The sequence below is a fragment of the Streptomyces boluensis genome (assembly GCF_009908195.1).
Lineage (GTDB): Bacteria > Actinomycetota > Actinomycetes > Streptomycetales > Streptomycetaceae > Streptomyces > Streptomyces boluensis.
Genome location: NZ_JAAAHS010000129.1, coordinates 1 through 17905 on the forward strand (window position 1 = coordinate 1; position 17905 = coordinate 17905).

Genomic DNA, 17905 nt, shown 5'->3' on the forward strand with positions numbered 1-17905 from the left:
TTCCCCCCGCCGGAAGCGTACTCACCCCGGCCGGGCGGCGGCCGACGTTGCGGCACCGGCCGGGGCGCGCGAGGGTCAGGGGTGAGGCCGGAGACCGTGCCGTACGCGAGGAGGAGCAGCCCCATGCCCATCGCCACCGTCAACCCCGCCACGGGCGAGACGACCAAGACGTTCGACGCGCTGACCCCCGACGAGGTGGAACGGCGGCTCGCCGCGGCCGATGACGCGTACCGGCAGTACCGCCTCACCGGCTTCCACCACCGCGCCCACCTGCTCGAACGTGCCGCCGACCTCCTCGAGGAGGACATCGACCCGGTCGCCCGCACCATGACCCTGGAGATGGGCAAACCCGTGAAGGCGGCCCGCGCGGAGGCCGCGAAGTGTGTGAAGGCGATGCGCTGGTACGCCGCGCACGCCGAGGCTCTGCTCGCGGACGAGGAGCCGGCCCGCGCCGACGTCGAGGACTCCGGCGCCACCCGCGCCCGCGTCCACTACCGCCCGATCGGCGTGGTCCTCGCCGTGATGCCGTGGAACTTCCCGCTCTGGCAGGTCGTACGGTTCGCCGCCCCGGCCCTGATGGCGGGCAACGTGGGCCTCCTCAAGCACGCGTCGAACGTCCCGCAGACCGCCCTCTACCTGGAGGAACTCTTCCGGCGCGCGGGCTTCCCCGAGGGCTGCTTCCAGACGCTCCTGGTCGGTTCGGCCGCCGTCGAGGGCATCCTGCGCGACCCGCGTGTGGCCGCCGCGACCCTGACCGGCAGCGAGCCCGCGGGCCGCGCCGTGGCCTCGGTCGCCGGGGACGAGGTGAAGAAGACCGTCCTGGAACTGGGCGGCAGCGACCCCTACCTGGTGCTGTCCGGCGCCGAGGTCGACCGCGCCGCCGCGACCGCGGTCACCGCCCGCGTACAGAACAACGGCCAGTCCTGCATCGCCGCCAAGCGCTTCATCGTGCACACCGACGTGCACGACGCGTTCCGGGAGCGGTTCGTCGCCGGGATGCGGGAGTTGACCGTCGGCGACCCGATGTCCGAGGACACCGATGTCGGCCCGCTCGCCTCCGAACAGGGACGCAAGGACCTGGAGGAACTCGTCGACGACGCGGTGGCCAAGGGCGCGACCGTGCTGTGCGGTGGCCGACGGCCCGAGCGGCTCGACAGCGGCTGGTACTACGAGCCCACCGTCCTGACCGACATCACCGAAGCCATGCGCATCCACCGCGAAGAGGCCTTCGGCCCGGTGGCCACGCTGTACCGCGTCGACAGCCTGGACGAGGCCCTCACCCTCGCCAACGACTCGCCCTTCGGGCTGAGTTCCAACGTCTGGACCCGCGACGAGGACGAGATGGCCCGCTGCGTGCGCGACCTCCAGGCGGGCGGCGTCTTCATCAACGGCATGACCGCCTCCCACCCCGGCCTCCCCTTCGGCGGAGCCAAACGCTCCGGGTACGGGCGGGAGTTGGCGGGCCACGGCATCCGCGAGTTCTGCAACCCGACGACGGTCTGGTACGGCCCGCTGTCCCCGTAGCCGGTCAGGGCTGGGGCGGTCCGCAACCCAATATCTCCGCCTCGCCCTCTGCCTCCGCCTCACCCCCTGCCTCCGCCTCGTCCGCCGCCCGCTCGATCTCCGCGACGACATACGCGGCATGCGGGCCGACGGCGGGCAGCAGAGGCTCCCAGGACTCCTCGGCGTCACCCCGGTAGACGGCACGCGCGTGCGCGAGGACCGGCCGGTGCTCCTCCGGTAGCCGAGCCAGCGCCCAGTCGGCGGCGGCCCCCTTGGAGCTGATCGTCCCGGTCCGCAGGGTCGACCAGATCCGGGCCAGGGTCAGCAGGACGTTACGGGTGTCGGAGCCCAACTCGGCCAACAGCTCCGGCACTCCGGCCCGCAGCGCACGGACCACGTCCGCGTACGGCACCGCGTCGAGCACCTCGGCGGGCGGCGGTCCGGCCAGCGGCGCGTCCCCCTGGAGCACCATCGTGAACAGCAGGGCGAGGTCGGCGCTCGGCTCCGGCTCGGGCGTCACGCCACCCTCGTACGCCTCGCGCAGCCACTCCCCGTACTGGAACTCGCAGCGCGGCGGAAAACGCCACGGCCGTACGTCGCGCTGCACCACGACCGTCAGCTCCACCGGCCGGGCCGGACCGCCGTCGGCCCGATCGCCCGAGATCGGCAGCAGCGCCTCGACCAGCGCCCGCCGGGTCCGCGCCGTCGTGCGCTCCCGCACCACGACCAGCACGTCGACATCACTGTGCGGCCGCAACCCGCCGAGCAGCGCCGAGCCGTGCAGGTACATGCCGATGAGGTCCGCGCCGAACGTCTCGGCGACGAGACGGACCACGGCGGCGGTCTGGGTCACGGGAACTCCCTTCGAGGTACGGGCATTTCAGGCGGCACGTCGGCACGTCGGCACGTCGGCACGTCGGCACGTATCAGCGCGTATGGCCGGTCGCGGCGTCCGGAGCTTCCGGAGCACCCGGTGTCTGCGGTATCTCCGGGGTCTCCGCGTGCTCGCGGCGCGGCAGCAGCAGGGGAGTGGCGAGGAGCAGCAGCCCCGCGAGCGCCAGCGCCACGCGCGTGCCGGTGAGTCCGGCGAGCAGCCCCCACAGGGCGGTCAGCGCCGCGATGCTGAGCTTGCCGGTGACCGTCCACGCCGACAGGGTGCGCGCCACCCGCTCCGTCGGCGTGCGTTCGAGTCGGTGCGTGCTGAACACCGGGGTGAACACGCCCATGGCGGTGATGAGCCCGAACTCGACGGCCATCACCAGGACAAGGCCGCCCGTGCCTGGCCCGACGAAGGCGAGCCCGAGCGGCCCGACGACCCGCAGCGTGCCCGCCGTACGCAGCACCCGGTGCCGCCCGAAGCGCGCCACGAGCGGACGGGCGAGCCGCGAGCCGAGCAGCCCGCCGAGACACGGCACCGCGAAGGCGAGCGCGTACTGCCAGGGAGCGAAGCCGAGCGGGCCCAGCATCAGGACGGCGAGCAGCGGTGCCTGCGCCATGATCAGACCGTTGACCAGCGTGGTGTTCAAGAACAGCGGGCGCAGCTCCGCGTCGCCGAGAATCCCGCGCCAGCCGTCGAGCACATCGCCCCGCCGCAGCCGCGAACGGGCGCCGCCGCGCGCGGGGTGCGGCTCGTCGCCGCCGATGGCCCGGATCCCCACGGCGGAGAGCAGATGACTGACGGCGTTGGCCCCGACGGTCACCGCCGGACCGGCGAGCCCGACCGCGGCACCGCCGAGCGGCGGCCCGAGCACAGTGGCCGTCCAAGTGGTCGCCTCGAAGCGGCTGTTGGCGGCCAGCAGATCAGCGGGGGCCACAAGACCCTTGAGACAGGCGCCCGCGGCCGAACGGAACGTGATCTCCGCCGCCGCGACCACGACCGACACCAGCACCAACTGCCCGAACCCGAGCTGCCCCAGCGCATACGCGACCGGCACGGTCAGCAGCGCCGCGCACCGCACCAGGTCCATCGCGATCATCACCGGGCGCTTGCGGCGCAGGTCCACCCACGGCCCCAGCGGCACCGCCACCACGGCCCCCACGAGCAGCCCGGCGGCAGCGAGCAGCGACACCTGCGTCGGCCCCGCGTGCAGGGCGACCACCGCGATCATCGGAAACGCGTCCAGGGCGAGATACGTCCCGAACGTGCTGGCCGCGTACGCCGCCCACAGCCACCCGAATCCCCGGCCAAGCCCGCCCCGCACGCTCCACACCCCTCACTCGCCGTCGTCCCGCCGGCACCGCCCGCCACCCGGGCGAGCCGCCGACCAGCGGTGCGGACAACCGTACGGGCGACCACTGACAACGAAGCCGGGAGCTGGGGGCCGGCCTCGCGAAAACACCTCGCCGGGGCTCCGTGCGGAGCCCCGGCGAGGGGGACACGAGGGTGCCCGCGGGCACCGGCAGGTCCTAGACCAGCTCGCCGTCCCGCGCCACGACGCGGCCACCGTGCACGACCAGGTCACGCTGCGGCATGTCCACCACGACCTGCGGCGCGCCCTCGCCCTTGACGAGGACGAAGTCGGCGGGCGAGCCGGGCTTCAGGTCGGCCCGGTCCAGTTGCATGACGTCCGAGCCGCCGTGCGCGGCCACGTCGTACACGTGGTTCAGCTCGTCGTCCAGGCGGACGTCGGTGACCCAGCCCAGGATGTGCGCGCGGTGCAGCATGTCGGCGTTGCCGAACGGGCTCCACGAGTCGCGCACACCGTCCGAGCCGAGGCCGACGCGCACGCCGTGCTCCTGCAACTTGCCGACGGGCAGCACGAGCGACTCGTTCGGGGCGACCGTGGTCAGGGAGATGTCCAGGTCGCTCAGGTCCTCGGCCATCTTGCCGAGGTCGGCGTCCGAGAGGCCCGGCAGGCAGAAGACGTGGCTGACGTTCACCTTGCCGCGCAGGGACAGCGCGCGCGTGCGCTTGATGATCGCCTGCATCACCTGCAGGCCCTTCTCGTCCCGGTCGTGCAGGTGGATGTCGACACCGATGCCGTGCCGGTCCGCCAGACCGAAGACCAGGTCGAGCTGTTCGTCCATCGCCTGGTCGAAGCTGATCGGGTCGATGCCGCCGACGAAGTCGATCTGACCGCCGCGCGCCGCCTCTTCGAGCAGCTCGGCCGTGCCCGGCGTACGCACCACACCGTGCTGCGGGAACGCCACGATCTCCACGTCGAGCGCGTGCGACAGCTTCTTGCGGGCCTCGGCCACGCCCTCCACACCGGCCAGGTCGTACGCGGGCGCCACGTCCACGTGCGCGCGCATCGCGCGCGTGCCGCGGGTCACGGCATGCGCCATCAGGCCGTAGCTGCGCTCGCCGACCGTGCGCTTCTGGGACTTGAACAGCTCGACGTCCTGCTCGCAGTACTCGGCGATGCTCCCGGCCGGCTTGCGCGAGACCCAGTCGCCGCCCCACGACGTCTTGTCCGGGTGGATGTGCGCGTCGACGAGCGAAGGCAGGGCGACCCGGCCGCCACCGTCGATGACCCGCGCACCGTGCGGGGCGGGACCGTCGGTGATGCGGCCGTCGACGACGGTGAGGTCCACGGGCTTGCTCGTACCGAACGGCCGGACGTTGCGGAACACCACGGCCTTGGTGGGCCGGTCGTCCTCACGTCCGCGCGAACCGGCCGGAGCGGCCGACGAGGCGGCACCGGCCGACAGCGCGGTCGCGGTACCGGCCAGGGCGGCGGCGCCGACGATCATGCCGCGGCGGGACAGGGGAGTCATGTGGGGTCTCCTTCGGGATGAACGAGGACGTACGGGATCGGCGGGGCGGGCGGCGGACTCGGCTCACGCCGGGGCCATCCGCCCACGCCAGGAAGGAAGTTCAGATCGCGATGCCGGAACGCACCACGCGCTTGGGCGCCTTGAGGACGCGCACGTCGGCCAGCGGGTCCCCGTCCACGATCACCACGTCACCGGCGAAGCCGCGGGCCAGACGCCCGGCCGTGCCCTCGAGACCGAGGAGCTTCGCGGCATTGGTGGTGGCGGTGCGGATCGCGTCGAGCGCGGGCAGACCGGCCTCGCGCATCAGCTCCACCTCACGCCCGATCGGGTCGATCTCACCGCCGGACGAGTCGGTGCCCGCGGCCAGCGGCACACCCATCTCGTGCGCGGCGAGCGCGCGCTTCTTGGCGGCGGCCAGGAACGTACGGCCACGCTCGGCGAGGATCGGGTCGGAGGAACCGACCATGCCCGCCATCGCGGAGAGGGTCGGCGTGAAGTACGTGCCGCGGCGCTTCATCTCGCGCAGGGTGTGCTCGCCGATGAACGCGCCGTGCTCGACGGAGCGCACGCCCGCCATGACCGCGTCGTGGCAGCCCTTCTCGCTGTAGCTGTGGCAGAGCACGCCCTTGCCGCCGCGCCGCGCGGCCCCGACGATCGCGGACAGCTGCTCGCGGTCGTACACCTGGGCCAGCGGGTTCTGCTCCGGCAGACCGGCGCGCTCGTTGACGCGGGTCTTGACGACGTCGGCGCCACGGGCCAGGTTGACCTCGACGACGCGGCGCAGCGCCTCGGGCGAGCGCACGCCGTCCTTCAGCTTGGCCAGCGGGGTGAGGTCGGGGTCGGCGAGGATCGTGTCGCCCAGGTCGGGCGTGACGAACACACCGGCGGCTCGCAGCCGCGGCGCGAGCTGCGGCGCCTGCCGCGCCAACTCCCGTACGGCGATGTCCTGGTAGAAGTTGGTTGAGCCGCTGCGGGCGCTGGTGGCGCCCTTCAGGACGGCCTCGCGCGCCTCGGCCGCGGTGTTCAGGTGGATGTGCGCCTCGACGAGTCCGGGCAGGATCCAGCTGCCGTGCGCGTCCAGCTTCTCGATGCCGTCGGGAACCTGCGTACGGCTGCGGGCGCCGGCCGCGCGCACGACGCCGTCGACGATGACGACCACCGCGTCCTCGGTGACCTCGCCGGTCGCCGGGTCGAGCAGCGTGCCGCCCTCGATGACCAGGTCACCCGTGGTCGCCCGGCCCGGACGCTCGGTACGGCCGGAGCGGTCGGCCGCCGCGGCACGGGGCGCCCCGGCGGAGAGCGCCGCGGTGGTGCCCGCGAGGGCGGCCGCACCCGCGAGGATGCCGCGCCGTGTGAGCCGGGACGAAGGGGGCGGGGTGTTCTCGACGCACATGGGTGGCTCCAGGACGGATGAGCGGGTGACGGAAGCGGACAGCCGGGGAAGGGCGGAGGGCCCGCGTCCGTCAGTTTGTATACCGATCCTGGAATCGCGCAAGGAGCCTCCCGAGAGATGTGAGGCTTTTGCCGGATTGTGCCGGGAAAATCCACAAGGGTATTTCACCTTGGTATACCGACGTGGATGTCGATACGAGGAGATCAGCGGCGTGCGAGGCCCGGTCCATGGACCACGGGGTGCTCGCGAGCCGGCCGCTCGACCGTCGTCAGGACTCGGACGGACCTTCTCCGTCACGCCCTCCGTCACGCTCTCCTTCGAAGAGCGAACGCAGGGCCACCGCCCGGCTGTCCCGGACGTGCAGCAGCGTGCCCGCCGCCGACGTCTCCTCGTCGCCCGCCGCGATGCACCGGAAGATCGAGTGGTGCTGGGCCCGCATGTGGTCGGGCTCCGCGCGCATCCCGAACAGCAGCTGCAACTGCCAGCTCAACTGCTCCATCATCCGTTCAAGGAGCGGATTCCCGGCCAGTGCCACGATGCCCTCGTGGAAGGCGGTGTGCGCGGCCACTTCCTTCGCCGCGTCGTCGGACTGGGACGCCGCGTCCGCGTGCTCGAGGGTGGCCCGCAGCCGGGTCAGGCCCGCCGGGTCGTTGGGGGCGTGCTCCGCGACCCGGCGCGCAGCGAGCCGCGACGCCTGTACGGCCAGCGGCTCCCACACCTCGTACAGGTGCTGTACATCGGCCCGTTCGAGCTTCCGCACCCGCACCCCGCTGTGCGGCAGCAGCTCGAGCAGTCCCTCGGCGACGAGTGCGCGCAGCGCCTCCCGGACCGGGACCCGGGACATCCGCAGCTCCTCGGCGATCTCCCGCTCGACCAGGCGGGCCCCCAGGGCGTAACGGCGGTCGACGATGCGCTGCCGCACGGCCTCGCGCGCCTGCGCACTCAACGACATCCGTTCCGTACTACCCGCCACGTGCTTCCGTCCTTACGTTCACCTGCCCGGCCCTGCTGTGGAGGATACGGCGCCAGGCGTCACCGCCGCCGCCCCGCGCTCCCGGAGCTGCCGCCCGAGCCGGTCGGCGGCCGCGTCCCACCGGCCCGTTCATCCACGCGCGGCCGGGGCGGCGGCCACGCAGAACTCGTTCCCCTCCGGGTCCGCCATGATCACGTGATGCTCGTCGACCTCCGCCAGGACCCGGCCGCCCGCACGCACAAGGCGCTCCGCCTCGGCCCTGATCCGGGACCAGCGCTCGGCGGGCGTGCCGTGGCCCGGTATCCGGATGTCCAGGTGCAGACGGTTCTTCGCCGTCTTCGGCTCGGGCACCCGCAGGATCGAAAGGCGCGGACCCACACCCTCCGGCGAGCACAGCCACGCCCCGTCCGCCGCGTCACCCTCGGGCAGGCCGAGGTGCGCCAGCCACTCCGCACGCGTGGCGAACGGCGCGGGCGGCGGCTCGTCCACGTACCCGAGCGCCGTCTTCCAGAAGGCGCCGAGGACTTGGGCGTCAGCGCAGTCGAGGGTCAGGTCGATTCCGATGGTCATGCCACGACCGTACGGGCCACCACTGACAACGCCGCTCAGGACCGGGGCGCCGGGGTCAGCGCGGCCCGGGTGACGTCGGCGGTGAGCTCGACGACATCGGGTCCGTACGCATCGGGGTTGATGACCTTGAGCACGAGGCAGAACGAGGCGTCGCCGTACTTGCGGATCAACTTGCCGTGGTTCCGGGCGAGATAGCGCACCGCGGCGTGGTTGGTGTTGGAGTGCTGCCCGGACGCGAGGAACACCGGGCGGGCGTCGGGACCGGCCTGTCCGGCGGTGAGCCGGGCGAGCAGAACGTGCTCGGTGGCGCCCCGCTCCCAGCGGTACCACTCGCCGCCGACCCGGATCGCGCCCCGGTCGGGGCCGGGTGCGGAGTCCGTGTTCACTTCCACACCGGGCAGCAGCGACCGCAGATGCGCCGCCATCCGCTGATTGGACACCGGCCCTCCGACGCAGAACTCGGTGCGCTCGCCGAACCCTTGCTGTATCCCGTCGTGCGCGACGATCTGCACATTCGCACCGCAGTCCTTGATCAACGCGTACAGCTCAAGCAGCGCGAACACATCGCGCCGCGCCACCGTCCAGCCGCCCGCGCTCCCCGCCGACTGGTTGACGACAAGCAGACAGTCGGCGTTGTCGGGGAGGCCGAAGAACCGCTGCCTGCGCCGGAGCCTGCGGCGCCACACGTACGTACGGGCGAACCAGCCGATGGCCGTGGCCACCCCGGTGGCTATCACCCCGAGCACGATGTTGCGCACGTCGTCGTTCATGGGGCGTGATCGTATCGGGACGCACTGACATCGGCATACGTCAACTGCCGGGCGGGGTACGGAAGATGCGGGGGAGCGTACGGAGGATGCGGTGGAGCGAGGCCGGCCGGATCAGTTCCTGGCCGGCACCAGCGCCGCGTCGAGTACGGCGCGGGCCGCGTGCCGTGCGTGCCGGGCCGCGTCCGTGTCCCCGGTGAACGTGGCCACCGCCATCGCGCCGTCGAACAGCACGGCGAGCTGCGCGCCCACCGCCTCCGCGTCGGGCGGTCCGGCCTCCGCCACCAGCTCGGTCAGCAGCTCGAGCAGGCTCCGCTTGTGTGCCTGCACGGCGGCCGTCACCACCGGCGCGGCCGCGCCCGCCTCGCCGAACGCCCCCGCGAACACACAGCCGTGGAAGCCCGGTTGGTGGAACCAGTCGTCCAGGAAGTCGAAGACGGAGAGCACCCGCTCCACCGGCGACAGGGCGCCGCTCGCGCGCTCCCTCAGGCCGGTCCTGGCGATCTGGTCGCGGCGCTGGAGACAGGCCGCGAGCAGCTCGTCCTTGGAGGGGAACATCGCGTACAGCTTCTTCAGCGGCACCCCCGCCTCGGCCCGTATCCGCTGCATCGTCACCGCGTGCACGCCATGAGTGAAGAAGAGGTCGTCCGCTACCGCCACGACATGGGAGACCGCATCGTCGTCCATGAACTGCAAAACGCCTTCCGGAACGTGGAGTTCACGCCGGTAGCGGCGTGAGAACAGTCATTCTCGCGCCTCCGGATGCGCTCTGTCCATGGGCCCTCGGCATGCGGTCCGCACGCTGTGGCCGCAAGGGCGTGGAGAGGTGGGGGAGGGCGTGGGGGAGCGCGCGACCGGGTTCCGCGGCGGCGCGAATGCGCCCGCACCGCCTCTCGCGCCCTGTCCAACTCCTTGAGAACCGCGGTTCTCAAGCACTACAGTCGCCAGGAGAGAACGGTCATTCTCACGCCGATCGGGCGAGACCGGAGAACGGCCTTCTTGGGAACCAACTCGGGGGACTTCGGGGGAAGTCGTGCTGCGAATGCACTTCAGCGCCGGTGACCTGGCGCGCACACGGATCGCGGACGGACCGGACCCATTGTGGGAAACCGTCCTGAGCATGCAACAACTTCACGAAAGGCGGCCAGAACCACTGCTCGACGCCTGGCGCCGCAGAGCGTGCCGAGCCAGTCGGCAGGCCCAGCGGATGCTGGCCCCACTGATGCCCGGACGCGGATACTTTCCGGACTTCCTCACGCCCGCCGCGGCCGCCGGAGGCCTCGACGAAGGCATCGAGGCCGTACTGCGCACACCGCGCCGCCGGCTCCACACCGAAATGGGACTGCTCGCCGAAGGCAACTCCCTTCCCACCTGGGCCCGTTCGCTGGGCGACGGCGACACCGGCGCGCTGCGCCACCTGGGCACGGCGCTGAAGCAGTACCACGCGTCCGTGCTCACGCCCCGCTGGCCGGACATCGCGGCCCGCGTCGACCGGGACCGGATGACCCGGACACGGACTCAGTGCCAGGTCGGCACCGAGGCGATGCTGCACACCTTCGCACCGATGCTGCACTGGCGGTCACCGGTCCTGTGCGCCGACTACCCCGTCGACCGGGACGTGTACCTGCAGGGGCGCGGACTTCTGCTCGTCCCCTCGTACTTCTGCCGCAGGACACCGGTCGCGCTCCTCAATGAAACGCTGCACCCGGTCCTCGTCTACCCGGCCAGGGTGGTGCGCCGGACGGTGCCAGTGGCGCCCTGCGGACGGCTCGCGCCGCTGCTCGGCCACACCAGGGCGGCGGTGCTCCAGACGCTCCTGGAACCGCGCACCACAAGCGAGTTGGCCGAGTTCGCCGGGGTGTCGCTGTCCTCCGCCAGCGAACACGCGGCGGTGCTGCGCCGAGCCGGACTGGTGAACAGCACCAGAGACCGCCATCGGGTACGCCACACCCTCACCCCGCTGGGCATAGACCTGCTCGACGGGCAGCCCTGAGGGCCACGCACCGCACTTCTCAGGGCACTTCGTCCCACGTGAGCACGCGGACCAGGGGTACGCCGCTGCGCCGTGCGTACGTCAGGCGTTCCCGTACCTCGCGCAGCGAACGCGGGCGGTAACCAGGCCCGCCGCAGCAGCTCTTGTGGAACCCCGCGCCCGCGTGCAGCAGCACCGACACCGTCCGCCAGGCCGCGACGTCACGTCGGCGGGGCGCCGCGAACGCCGAGCCCGCGTGGATCATCGGCGCCGCACACCGCGGACAGCGCCGCTCCCGCTGCCGGTCGTACGGCTGCTTGTACGAACTGCGGCAGGGGAGGCACACGTAGGAGGTCTTGGCGTGGGACATGGCGGCACCCTAGGCAATCAACGGCGGGGCGCGCCAAGGGATTTGCCGAGCCCCGCGGCCGCCGGGCGGCCTGCTGTGCCCGCACCCGCGCGCTCAAGCCGCGGCGTGTGCCGGGGCCGGGGCGCGGCCGCCGGGGTGCCGGTGCCGCCAGAACCAGAACACCGCGCAGGAGAGCAGCGCCCAGCCGCCGAGCACCAGAAAGGGGAACACATGCTGATGATCGCCGAAGTACACCGCCGTGTGCTGGGCGTTGACCGACGCCCCCGGCGGCAGCCACTGCCCGATGTGCCCGAGCAGCGAGGGCAGCAGCGGCCAGGACACGGCGCCGCCCGACGACGGATTGCCGAGCAGCACCATCAGGCCCCAGGTGGGCAGCATCGCCCAGCGCCCGAAGAGGGTGTTGAACATGGTGAAGACCATGCCCGAGGTGAACATCGTCAGCGCGAGGATCAGCCACGACTCGAAGAACGGCAGATTCACCGCGCCCAGCCACCAGTCGACCACCATGGCGATGGCGAACCCGCCGAGCAGCGCGTACGCCACCGTGAAGCCGATGCGCTCCAGCGGATTGAGGCTCCGCGCGTGCACGCTCAGCTGGATCGCCCCGACGAACCCGAGGATCACGGCGGCCAGCGAGATGTAGAAGATAGCCAGACCCCGTGGATCGCCCGGCTGCATCGGGTTGATGTCCCGCACCGTCACCGGCACACCGAGCTGCTTCCCCACCGACTCCCCGGCCTCCGCGAGGAGTTGGGCCACCGAGGCGCCCGAGGCCCCGGAGACGGCGAGCGTGACCCGCTGCTGCCCGTGCACATCGAGGATCGCGAACGCCCGCTGCTCGTCCACCGCCTCCTCGGCCTCGGCGTACGTGTCGTAGGACGTCAGGGCGAGGGTCGCGTCCAGCGCCTTCTCCATGCCGTCCACGAACGCCTTGCCGCGCGCCGAATCGTGGGCGACCCCGACCACCGCGGCGGGCACGTGCCTGGGCGTGGGGTCGGCCATCGAGTACGTATAGCTGCCGGCGAAGAGGCCGGCGGCGGCCGCCAGGATGAACACCAGCACGGTCGCGGGCAGGAACGGCGACTCCTTGAACGCCTCCCAGCGCTCCCGGCGGGTGGGTACCCGGCCGTGCGCTCCGTGCGGCGGATGGGGGCGCTCGGGATCGGTCGGCTCGTGCATTCCCACACGGTAAGCAGCGATACGTCACGATCTGTACTGCTGAGGGCCCGTACGGGTCCGGCGCCCACCGCCCGTCCAGGCAAAGTCCTCGCGTCCCGTCCAGGCACCGTCCCCCGCAGCCCCTCAGGCCACGCCCTCGTCCTCCGCGCCCAGCGGGTCCCCGGCTTCGAGGAGCCGGCTGCGGAACAGGTCGAGCACCTGGTCGAGCGCGGCCCGGGTCGGCTGCCCCGGCTCGTCGACCAGGTGTTCCGTCAGTACGGAGTGCGGCGTCATCGTCGAATCGGGGTCGGCGTCCGCGTCGTCCAACTCCACGGCGATGAACCCCTCGCCGAGCTCCCGGCGCAGAAACGCGAAGCGGTCGCCCGGCACCAGCTTGTCGCCGCGGAACCGCAGGCCGAGCACCCGCAACCCGTCCCGCGCGCAGCGGTCCTTGACCACGGCCAGGTCCGCCGCGGACACATCGATCCCGTGCCGGTTGCGCGCGGTCGGCGGGAGCGGCAGCGACGGCTGCGAGAGCACCGGCGCGAGCATCCGCTCGTCCGTCGCCATCGCCAGTGCGAAACCCCCGGTCAGGCACATGCCGACGGCCCCCACACCGGGCCCGCCGCACCGCTCGTGCTCGGCCGCGGCCAGGCCCCGCAGCCAGTCCACCACCGGGGAGCTGCGCCCGAGGGCGAACGTCGTGAACTCCCGGCTCACACACACCTTCAGAATGGTCGACGCCATGTACGCGCTCGACCGCAGCTTCCCGTGCGCCCGCGGGTCGGGGTCGCGTCCGGGCCTGCCGAACAGCACCGGCAGCACCGCCGTGCACCCGATCTCGGCCACCCGCGCGGCGAACCTCAGCACCTTCGGCGTGATGCCCGGCACCTCCGCGATGACGATGACGGCGGGCCCCGTGCCGCGCCGCAGTACGTCATGGGTGACGCCCCCGTGTGTGAACGAGCCGCGCTCGAACCCCGACAGGTCGTGGTCGGCCATCGTCGTCTCCGCCTCATTCCGTCGCTGCCACCGGTAGCAAACCCTGGCCGTACGGGCCCACGGTCACCGACGAGCATGTCAGCAGAACGATCACTCAGGTGCCGTACGGCCCGCGCTGCGACGAACGCCACGTCACCGCCGATACGCGTCGGCCAACTCCCGTACCACCGAAGGTACTTGCGGCCTACCGGGGTACGGGGGACCGGCGGCCGTCCGTCCGGGGCCGGAGCGATGGCACGGAACGGGTCGATACGCGCGCAACGACACAGGTGAACTGTGCACCTGAATTGCTCGGCCATGCGGAGCAGTTGTCCGGCGCACCCCCACGCACGCGCTTACAACCGAGGCAGTGCCTCATTCTTCGACCCCCTGTCTCAGGGAGGAAGGTCGGTGCGCGTCGTGACGTCGCGACCCCTGTCCACCGCTGCCGGGCTGATCGCCTGCTCCGCGGTCCTGGCCGGTCAGTTACTGGCCTCAACGGCCGCCCACGCACAGCAGACCCAGCCCACGAACGCACCGGAGAAGCCCTGCACGGCGTCCTCCGGCGCGTACCAGTGGCAGTTGGAGAAGAAGCTGGGCCTGCCGCGTGACGGTGTGCAGTCCACCGAGGACTGCGTCGCCATCCGCGACCTCCAGGAGCGCCTCGGCCTGAAGCCGGCCAACGGCAAGGCCGACCTCAAGACGTACCGGATGCTGCTCGTCCACGAGGTCAGGGAGAACCCCAACGCTGAGGGGAAGTGCCCGGTCCGCTCGTACCGGGTCACGTGTGTGGACCTCAACCGGCAGATCCTGTGGGTGCAGAAGGGCCGCAAGGTCGTCTTCGCACCCGTCCCGATCCGCAGCGGCAAGGACGGGTACGAGACACGGCGCGGCTGGCACAAGATCTATGTGAAGCGCGCCCGGCACTTCTCGACGCTCTACGACAACGCCCCCATGCCGCACTCGCAGTTCTTCAACGGCGGGCAGGCGCTGCACGGGACGTACTCCGACCTGTTCAAGTCGGGTTCGCACGGCTGCGTGAACATGTACGCGGCGGACGCCAAGCGGCTGTTCAACCTGCTGAAGGTCGGTGACCGGGTGTATGTCTGGGGCACCAAGCCGGGCACCGGCAAGCGCGACGGCGGCGGCCTCCCGGACGATGTGCTGATCGCCCAGGGCTTCGGAGCGGACGGTATCGCCGAGGACCCGACGGCGGACGTGCCGCCGTCGCGGGCGGAGCTTGAGGCGGCACTCCGGTAGCCGACCCGGAGAATCCCGCAGGCGGCGAAGCGGCGGGCGGAGTGGCGGGCGAAGCGGCGGGCGGCGTGGCTGAACCAGCCACTCCGCCCGCTTCTGTGTGCCCGACGCCACCTGGTCCGGCGGGCACACACAGAAGCGGGGCGGGTGGGGCGGCTGGTGTCAGCCGCGCCACCCGCCCCGTTCAAGGGCGTGAGGCGGTCAGGCCTTCTTGCCGTTCTCCCCCGGGATCACGAAGCGCACCAAGCGGTTGTTGCCGTCGATGACGACCTCCTTGCAGCGCGGCTTGGGCAGGCCGTAGCCGTCAGGAACGTCGGTCACGCACAGCTCGTACGTGCCCGGCTCCAGGTTGGCGAAGTCGCAGGTGCCCTCGCCGTTGGTGGTGCAGGACGGGGCGGTGGCGCCCGGCTTCCTCAACTCGAAGGCGACACCCGCGAGCTGCTCGCCGTCCTGGTCGACCGCGGCGCTGGTGATCTTGCCGCCGTCGGCCGTGCCCGCACCGCAGGTGGTGGACGCGATGACCAGCTCGCCCGCGAACGGTGAGGGCGAGGCCACATTGAGGTGGATGGCGTTGACGGTCAGTGAGCCGTCGCCGTTCTCGATCTGTTCGTTGAGGATGACCTCGCCCAGGCCGGCGGGGAGTGTCAGCGTCGTGTTCGGGGCCGGGTTGGCCGGGAAGGTGATGTCGCCGATGCCAAGCGGGGTCGTCGCGGCGCCGTTCGTGACGGTGGCCGAGCCGACCGGCGTGGAACCGGGTGTGGCGTCACAGGTGGCGGTGATCGCGTCGGCGCTGACGGTGGCGAGCGCCAGGTTGACGGAGGCCTCGGCGGTCTGGGCGGTCGAATGGGTGGTCCCGTCCGAGGCGTTGCCCGTCGCGGTGGTCTCGATCGCGTTGATGGAGCCGATGGTCGGGAGTGTGAGAGAGGCGAGGTTGGCGGACGGCGGGCCACCCGGGAACGCGGACTTGACGGTCTCGGCGATGGTGACGGGACCCAGCGACGCCTTCGCGCCGTACGCCGAGCTCTCACCCGCTGCGGCGTGGGCCGTACCGGCGGTCGTCGCGACAAGGCTCGCTGCGAAAACCGCACCAAGAGCGGTACGACCAGCCACACCCATCTTGACAGAGGCCATGAGTTTCCCTTCGTGAGGAGCAGGGGCGCGTGGTCCACCAGTGGGCGGCGTATCCGCCCGACTTCTCACGCACTTGCCTGGCTGTCGGGCACGGCGCCCGACCTCGGCCACTGTTACCCGGCCGGTTTCGGATCTCCACCCGTACGCGAGCAAATGGTGTGTTTATTCACCCACGCGGCGATAACGGGCAAGACGCTGCCGTACTCCTGTAGCTGGGGTTTTCGGGGTGGGCGCTGCCGGATGCGGCACAGATCCGGTACTTGCCGGCGGGCGCCGCCGAACGGGGTGTGCGGCCCAACTGCCTCACGGAATAGGCGAGATCATTCGGCGCGGGTCCGGGCGGGTGTCGGCCTGCCCTGGCCTGCGAGAGGTCCGGCGACCTGCCGGTCACCGGACCTGTGACCGGACCGATCACCGGACCCGTGACCGGACCGATCACGGGACCCGGGGGCTCAGAGCGTGGCGGCCCGGTGTGTGGTGCGGCCCTCAAGGACCGTCATCAGGACCGGCAGCTCGGGCAGTTCGGTCGCCGCCGTGGTCAGCGGGTTCTCCGCGAACACCGTGAGGTCCGCGCGGTGCCCGACCGCCAGTTGCCCGGCCCGGTCCTCCTCGCCCGCCGCGTAGGCCGCGTTGACCGTGATGGCGCGCAGCGCCTCGAGCGCGGTCAGGGCCTGCTCGGGACCGTGCGGCGGCTGCGTCAGGTCGCGGCTTGGGCGGCGGTGCCGGGCCCCGGCCATGACCGCGAGCGGCGGGTACGGGGCGATCGGCCAGTCCGAGCCCAGTACCACCGTGGCGCCGGAGTCCCACAGGTCGCGGCAGCGCCAGGCGCGGCCCGCGCGCTCCTCACCGAGCCGCCGCGACCAGTTGTCGGTGTGGTCGGCGCGGGTGAAGTCACAGCAGTGCGTGGGCTGCATGGACGCGAGGACACCGAGCTCGGCGAAGCGCCGCAGCGTGTCGTCGGGCACGGTCTCGATGTGCTCGACCCGGTGCCGCACGCCACTGCCCGCGCCGCCCCCGGCCTCGGCCACCGCGTCGAGGGCGTGGCGTACGGCGGCGTCGCCGATGGCATGGGTCGCCGTGGGCACCCCGGCCCGGTGCAGCTCGCCGATGACATGGGTGTACGCCTCGGGGTCGGGCCAGAAGGCGTGGGTGGACTCGCCGTGGCAGTCCGGGCGCTCCAGCCAGGCCGTGCCGTTGTCGATGGTGCCGTCCATGAACAGCTTGACGCCGTCCACCCGCCACAGCGCACCGCCCGCGTTCTGCTGGTCGATCAGGGCGCGTACCCCGTCGGCGTCCACACCGGGCTGGCACCACGGAGCGACGCGCAGCCGCAGCGGGAGTTCCCCGGCCGAATCGAGCTCCGCGTAGAGGTCCAGGCTGTCGCCGTGCGCGTCCATGGCGTGGCCGCCGGTGAGGCCGGAGGCGGCCATCTCGCCCAGTACGGCGGCGAGTCGGTGCCTCCGCTCCGCGCGGGTGGGCTGGGGCGCGGCGCGTTCCACGAGTTCGCAGGCGGCGTCCTCCAGGAGCAGCCCGGTCGGCCGCCCGTCCGCGTCGCAGACCACCTCGGCGGCCTGGGTGAACTCCTGCGGGCCGTCGACGCCCGCGAGTTCCAGGGCGCGCGGACTGGCCAGCGTCGAGTGCGCGTCGAACAGCCGGAGCAGTGCGGGGACGCCGTCCAGGACCGGCGCGAGCGCGGCCGCCTCGACCGGCCGGTCCCCGAACACGTTCGGGTCGAGACCCCAGCCCTGCAGCCACTCACCGCGCTCGAGCCCGCGTACCGCACGCGCCAGCGCGGCCCGTACGTCCTCCAGGATGGCGCAGGCCGACAGGTCGAGCCCGTGGGTCAGCTCGGCGCCCGACACCGGGTGCAGATGTCCGTCGACGAGGCCGGGTGTGACGACCGCTCCTGCCAGGTCGACCACGGTGGTCCCGGCGTCGGCGAGCGCCCGCATCTCACGGTCGTCCCCGAGCGCGACGATCCGCCCGTCGGACACAGCCACCGCACTCTGCGGCAGGAACCCGCCGGTCAGCGGGTCGAGAAGACGGGCGGAGAGCAGGACGAGGGACGTACGCACGGGTGCTCCAGGGTGTGAATATGGGGAAGGGGTGGGGG

General features: G+C 72.1%; 15 protein-coding genes and 1 pseudogene. 3 read left to right on the forward strand and 13 right to left on the reverse strand.

The annotated features are described in order from the left end of the window. Window positions 1–123: 123 nt before the first annotated feature. Window positions 124–1524 (forward strand): NADP-dependent succinic semialdehyde dehydrogenase, encoded by a 1401-nt coding sequence (locus GUY60_RS17870; RefSeq protein ID WP_161698973.1) that lies wholly within the window; start codon window positions 124–126, stop codon window positions 1522–1524. Between the two features lie 4 nt (window positions 1525–1528). Here the strand turns inward: GUY60_RS17870 and GUY60_RS17875 are convergent, their stop codons facing one another. The 8 genes from GUY60_RS17875 to GUY60_RS17910 all read right to left on the reverse strand — a co-directional run bounded on the left by GUY60_RS17875 (window position 1529) and on the right by GUY60_RS17910 (window position 9610). Continuing rightward, on the reverse strand, window positions 1529–2356 hold the full coding sequence (locus tag GUY60_RS17875) for an aminoglycoside adenylyltransferase family protein (protein ID WP_161698977.1): 828 nt from the start codon (window positions 2354–2356) through the stop codon (window positions 1529–1531). A gap of 73 nt (window positions 2357–2429) precedes the next feature. Then, complete coding sequence (locus GUY60_RS17880; protein ID WP_161698979.1) at window positions 2430–3704, reverse strand: MFS transporter; 1275 nt, start codon at window positions 3702–3704, stop codon at window positions 2430–2432. Between the two features lie 205 nt (window positions 3705–3909). Beyond that, window positions 3910–5220: an amidohydrolase gene (locus tag GUY60_RS17885; RefSeq protein WP_161698981.1), complete on the reverse strand. Its 1311-nt coding sequence runs from the start codon at window positions 5218–5220 to the stop codon at window positions 3910–3912. A 100-nt stretch (window positions 5221–5320) separates the two neighbouring features. Beyond that, a complete protein-coding gene (locus GUY60_RS17890; protein WP_161698983.1) occupies window positions 5321–6613 on the reverse strand; it encodes an amidohydrolase family protein in 1293 nt (430 codons plus the stop codon). Window positions 6614–6881: 268 nt separating this feature from the next. Further along, the gene (locus GUY60_RS17895; RefSeq protein ID WP_161699003.1) at window positions 6882–7565 is read right to left on the reverse strand and encodes a GntR family transcriptional regulator; all 684 of its coding nucleotides are present in this window, start codon (window positions 7563–7565) and stop codon (window positions 6882–6884) included. A 150-nt stretch (window positions 7566–7715) separates the two neighbouring features. Then, the gene (locus GUY60_RS17900) at window positions 7716–8156 is read right to left on the reverse strand and encodes a VOC family protein (RefSeq protein ID WP_161698985.1); all 441 of its coding nucleotides are present in this window, start codon (window positions 8154–8156) and stop codon (window positions 7716–7718) included. Window positions 8157–8191: 35 nt separating this feature from the next. Next, window positions 8192–8926, reverse strand: coding sequence for a hypothetical protein (locus GUY60_RS17905; protein WP_161698986.1), 735 nt, complete (start codon window positions 8924–8926; stop codon window positions 8192–8194). Window positions 8927–9037: 111 nt separating this feature from the next. Further along, entirely contained in the window at window positions 9038–9610 is a 573-nt protein-coding gene (locus GUY60_RS17910; RefSeq protein ID WP_161698988.1) for a TetR/AcrR family transcriptional regulator, read from the reverse strand. A gap of 535 nt (window positions 9611–10145) precedes the next feature. On the opposite strand from GUY60_RS17910, the gene GUY60_RS17915 reads away from it, so the two are divergent. Then, window positions 10146–10916: an ArsR/SmtB family transcription factor gene (locus tag GUY60_RS17915; protein ID WP_246235178.1), complete on the forward strand. Its 771-nt coding sequence runs from the start codon at window positions 10146–10148 to the stop codon at window positions 10914–10916. Between the two features lie 19 nt (window positions 10917–10935). Here GUY60_RS17915 and GUY60_RS17920 read toward each other — a convergent pair whose 3' ends face one another. The 3 genes from GUY60_RS17920 to GUY60_RS17930 all read right to left on the reverse strand — a co-directional run bounded on the left by GUY60_RS17920 (window position 10936) and on the right by GUY60_RS17930 (window position 13425). Continuing rightward, window positions 10936–11265, reverse strand: coding sequence for a deoxyxylulose-5-phosphate synthase (locus GUY60_RS17920; RefSeq protein WP_161698992.1), 330 nt, complete (start codon window positions 11263–11265; stop codon window positions 10936–10938). A 93-nt stretch (window positions 11266–11358) separates the two neighbouring features. Then, window positions 11359–12444, reverse strand: a complete 1086-nt coding sequence (locus tag GUY60_RS17925; RefSeq protein ID WP_161698994.1) for an ABC transporter permease — start codon at window positions 12442–12444, stop codon at window positions 11359–11361. Between the two features lie 123 nt (window positions 12445–12567). After that, window positions 12568–13425, reverse strand: coding sequence for a dienelactone hydrolase family protein (locus GUY60_RS17930; protein ID WP_161698995.1), 858 nt, complete (start codon window positions 13423–13425; stop codon window positions 12568–12570). Window positions 13426–13839: 414 nt separating this feature from the next. Here GUY60_RS17930 and GUY60_RS17935 point away from each other — a divergent pair. After that, a pseudogene (locus GUY60_RS17935) lies at window positions 13840–14532 on the forward strand (L,D-transpeptidase family protein); the annotation flags it as partial. 330 nt (window positions 14533–14862) lie between these two features. Here the strand turns inward: GUY60_RS17935 and GUY60_RS17940 are convergent. Further along, a complete protein-coding gene (locus GUY60_RS17940) occupies window positions 14863–15792 on the reverse strand; it encodes a prealbumin-like fold domain-containing protein (protein WP_161698999.1) in 930 nt (309 codons plus the stop codon). Window positions 15793–16244: 452 nt separating this feature from the next. Beyond that, window positions 16245–17867, reverse strand: coding sequence for an amidohydrolase (locus GUY60_RS17945; RefSeq protein ID WP_161699001.1), 1623 nt, complete (start codon window positions 17865–17867; stop codon window positions 16245–16247). Window positions 17868–17905 lie beyond the last annotated feature (38 nt).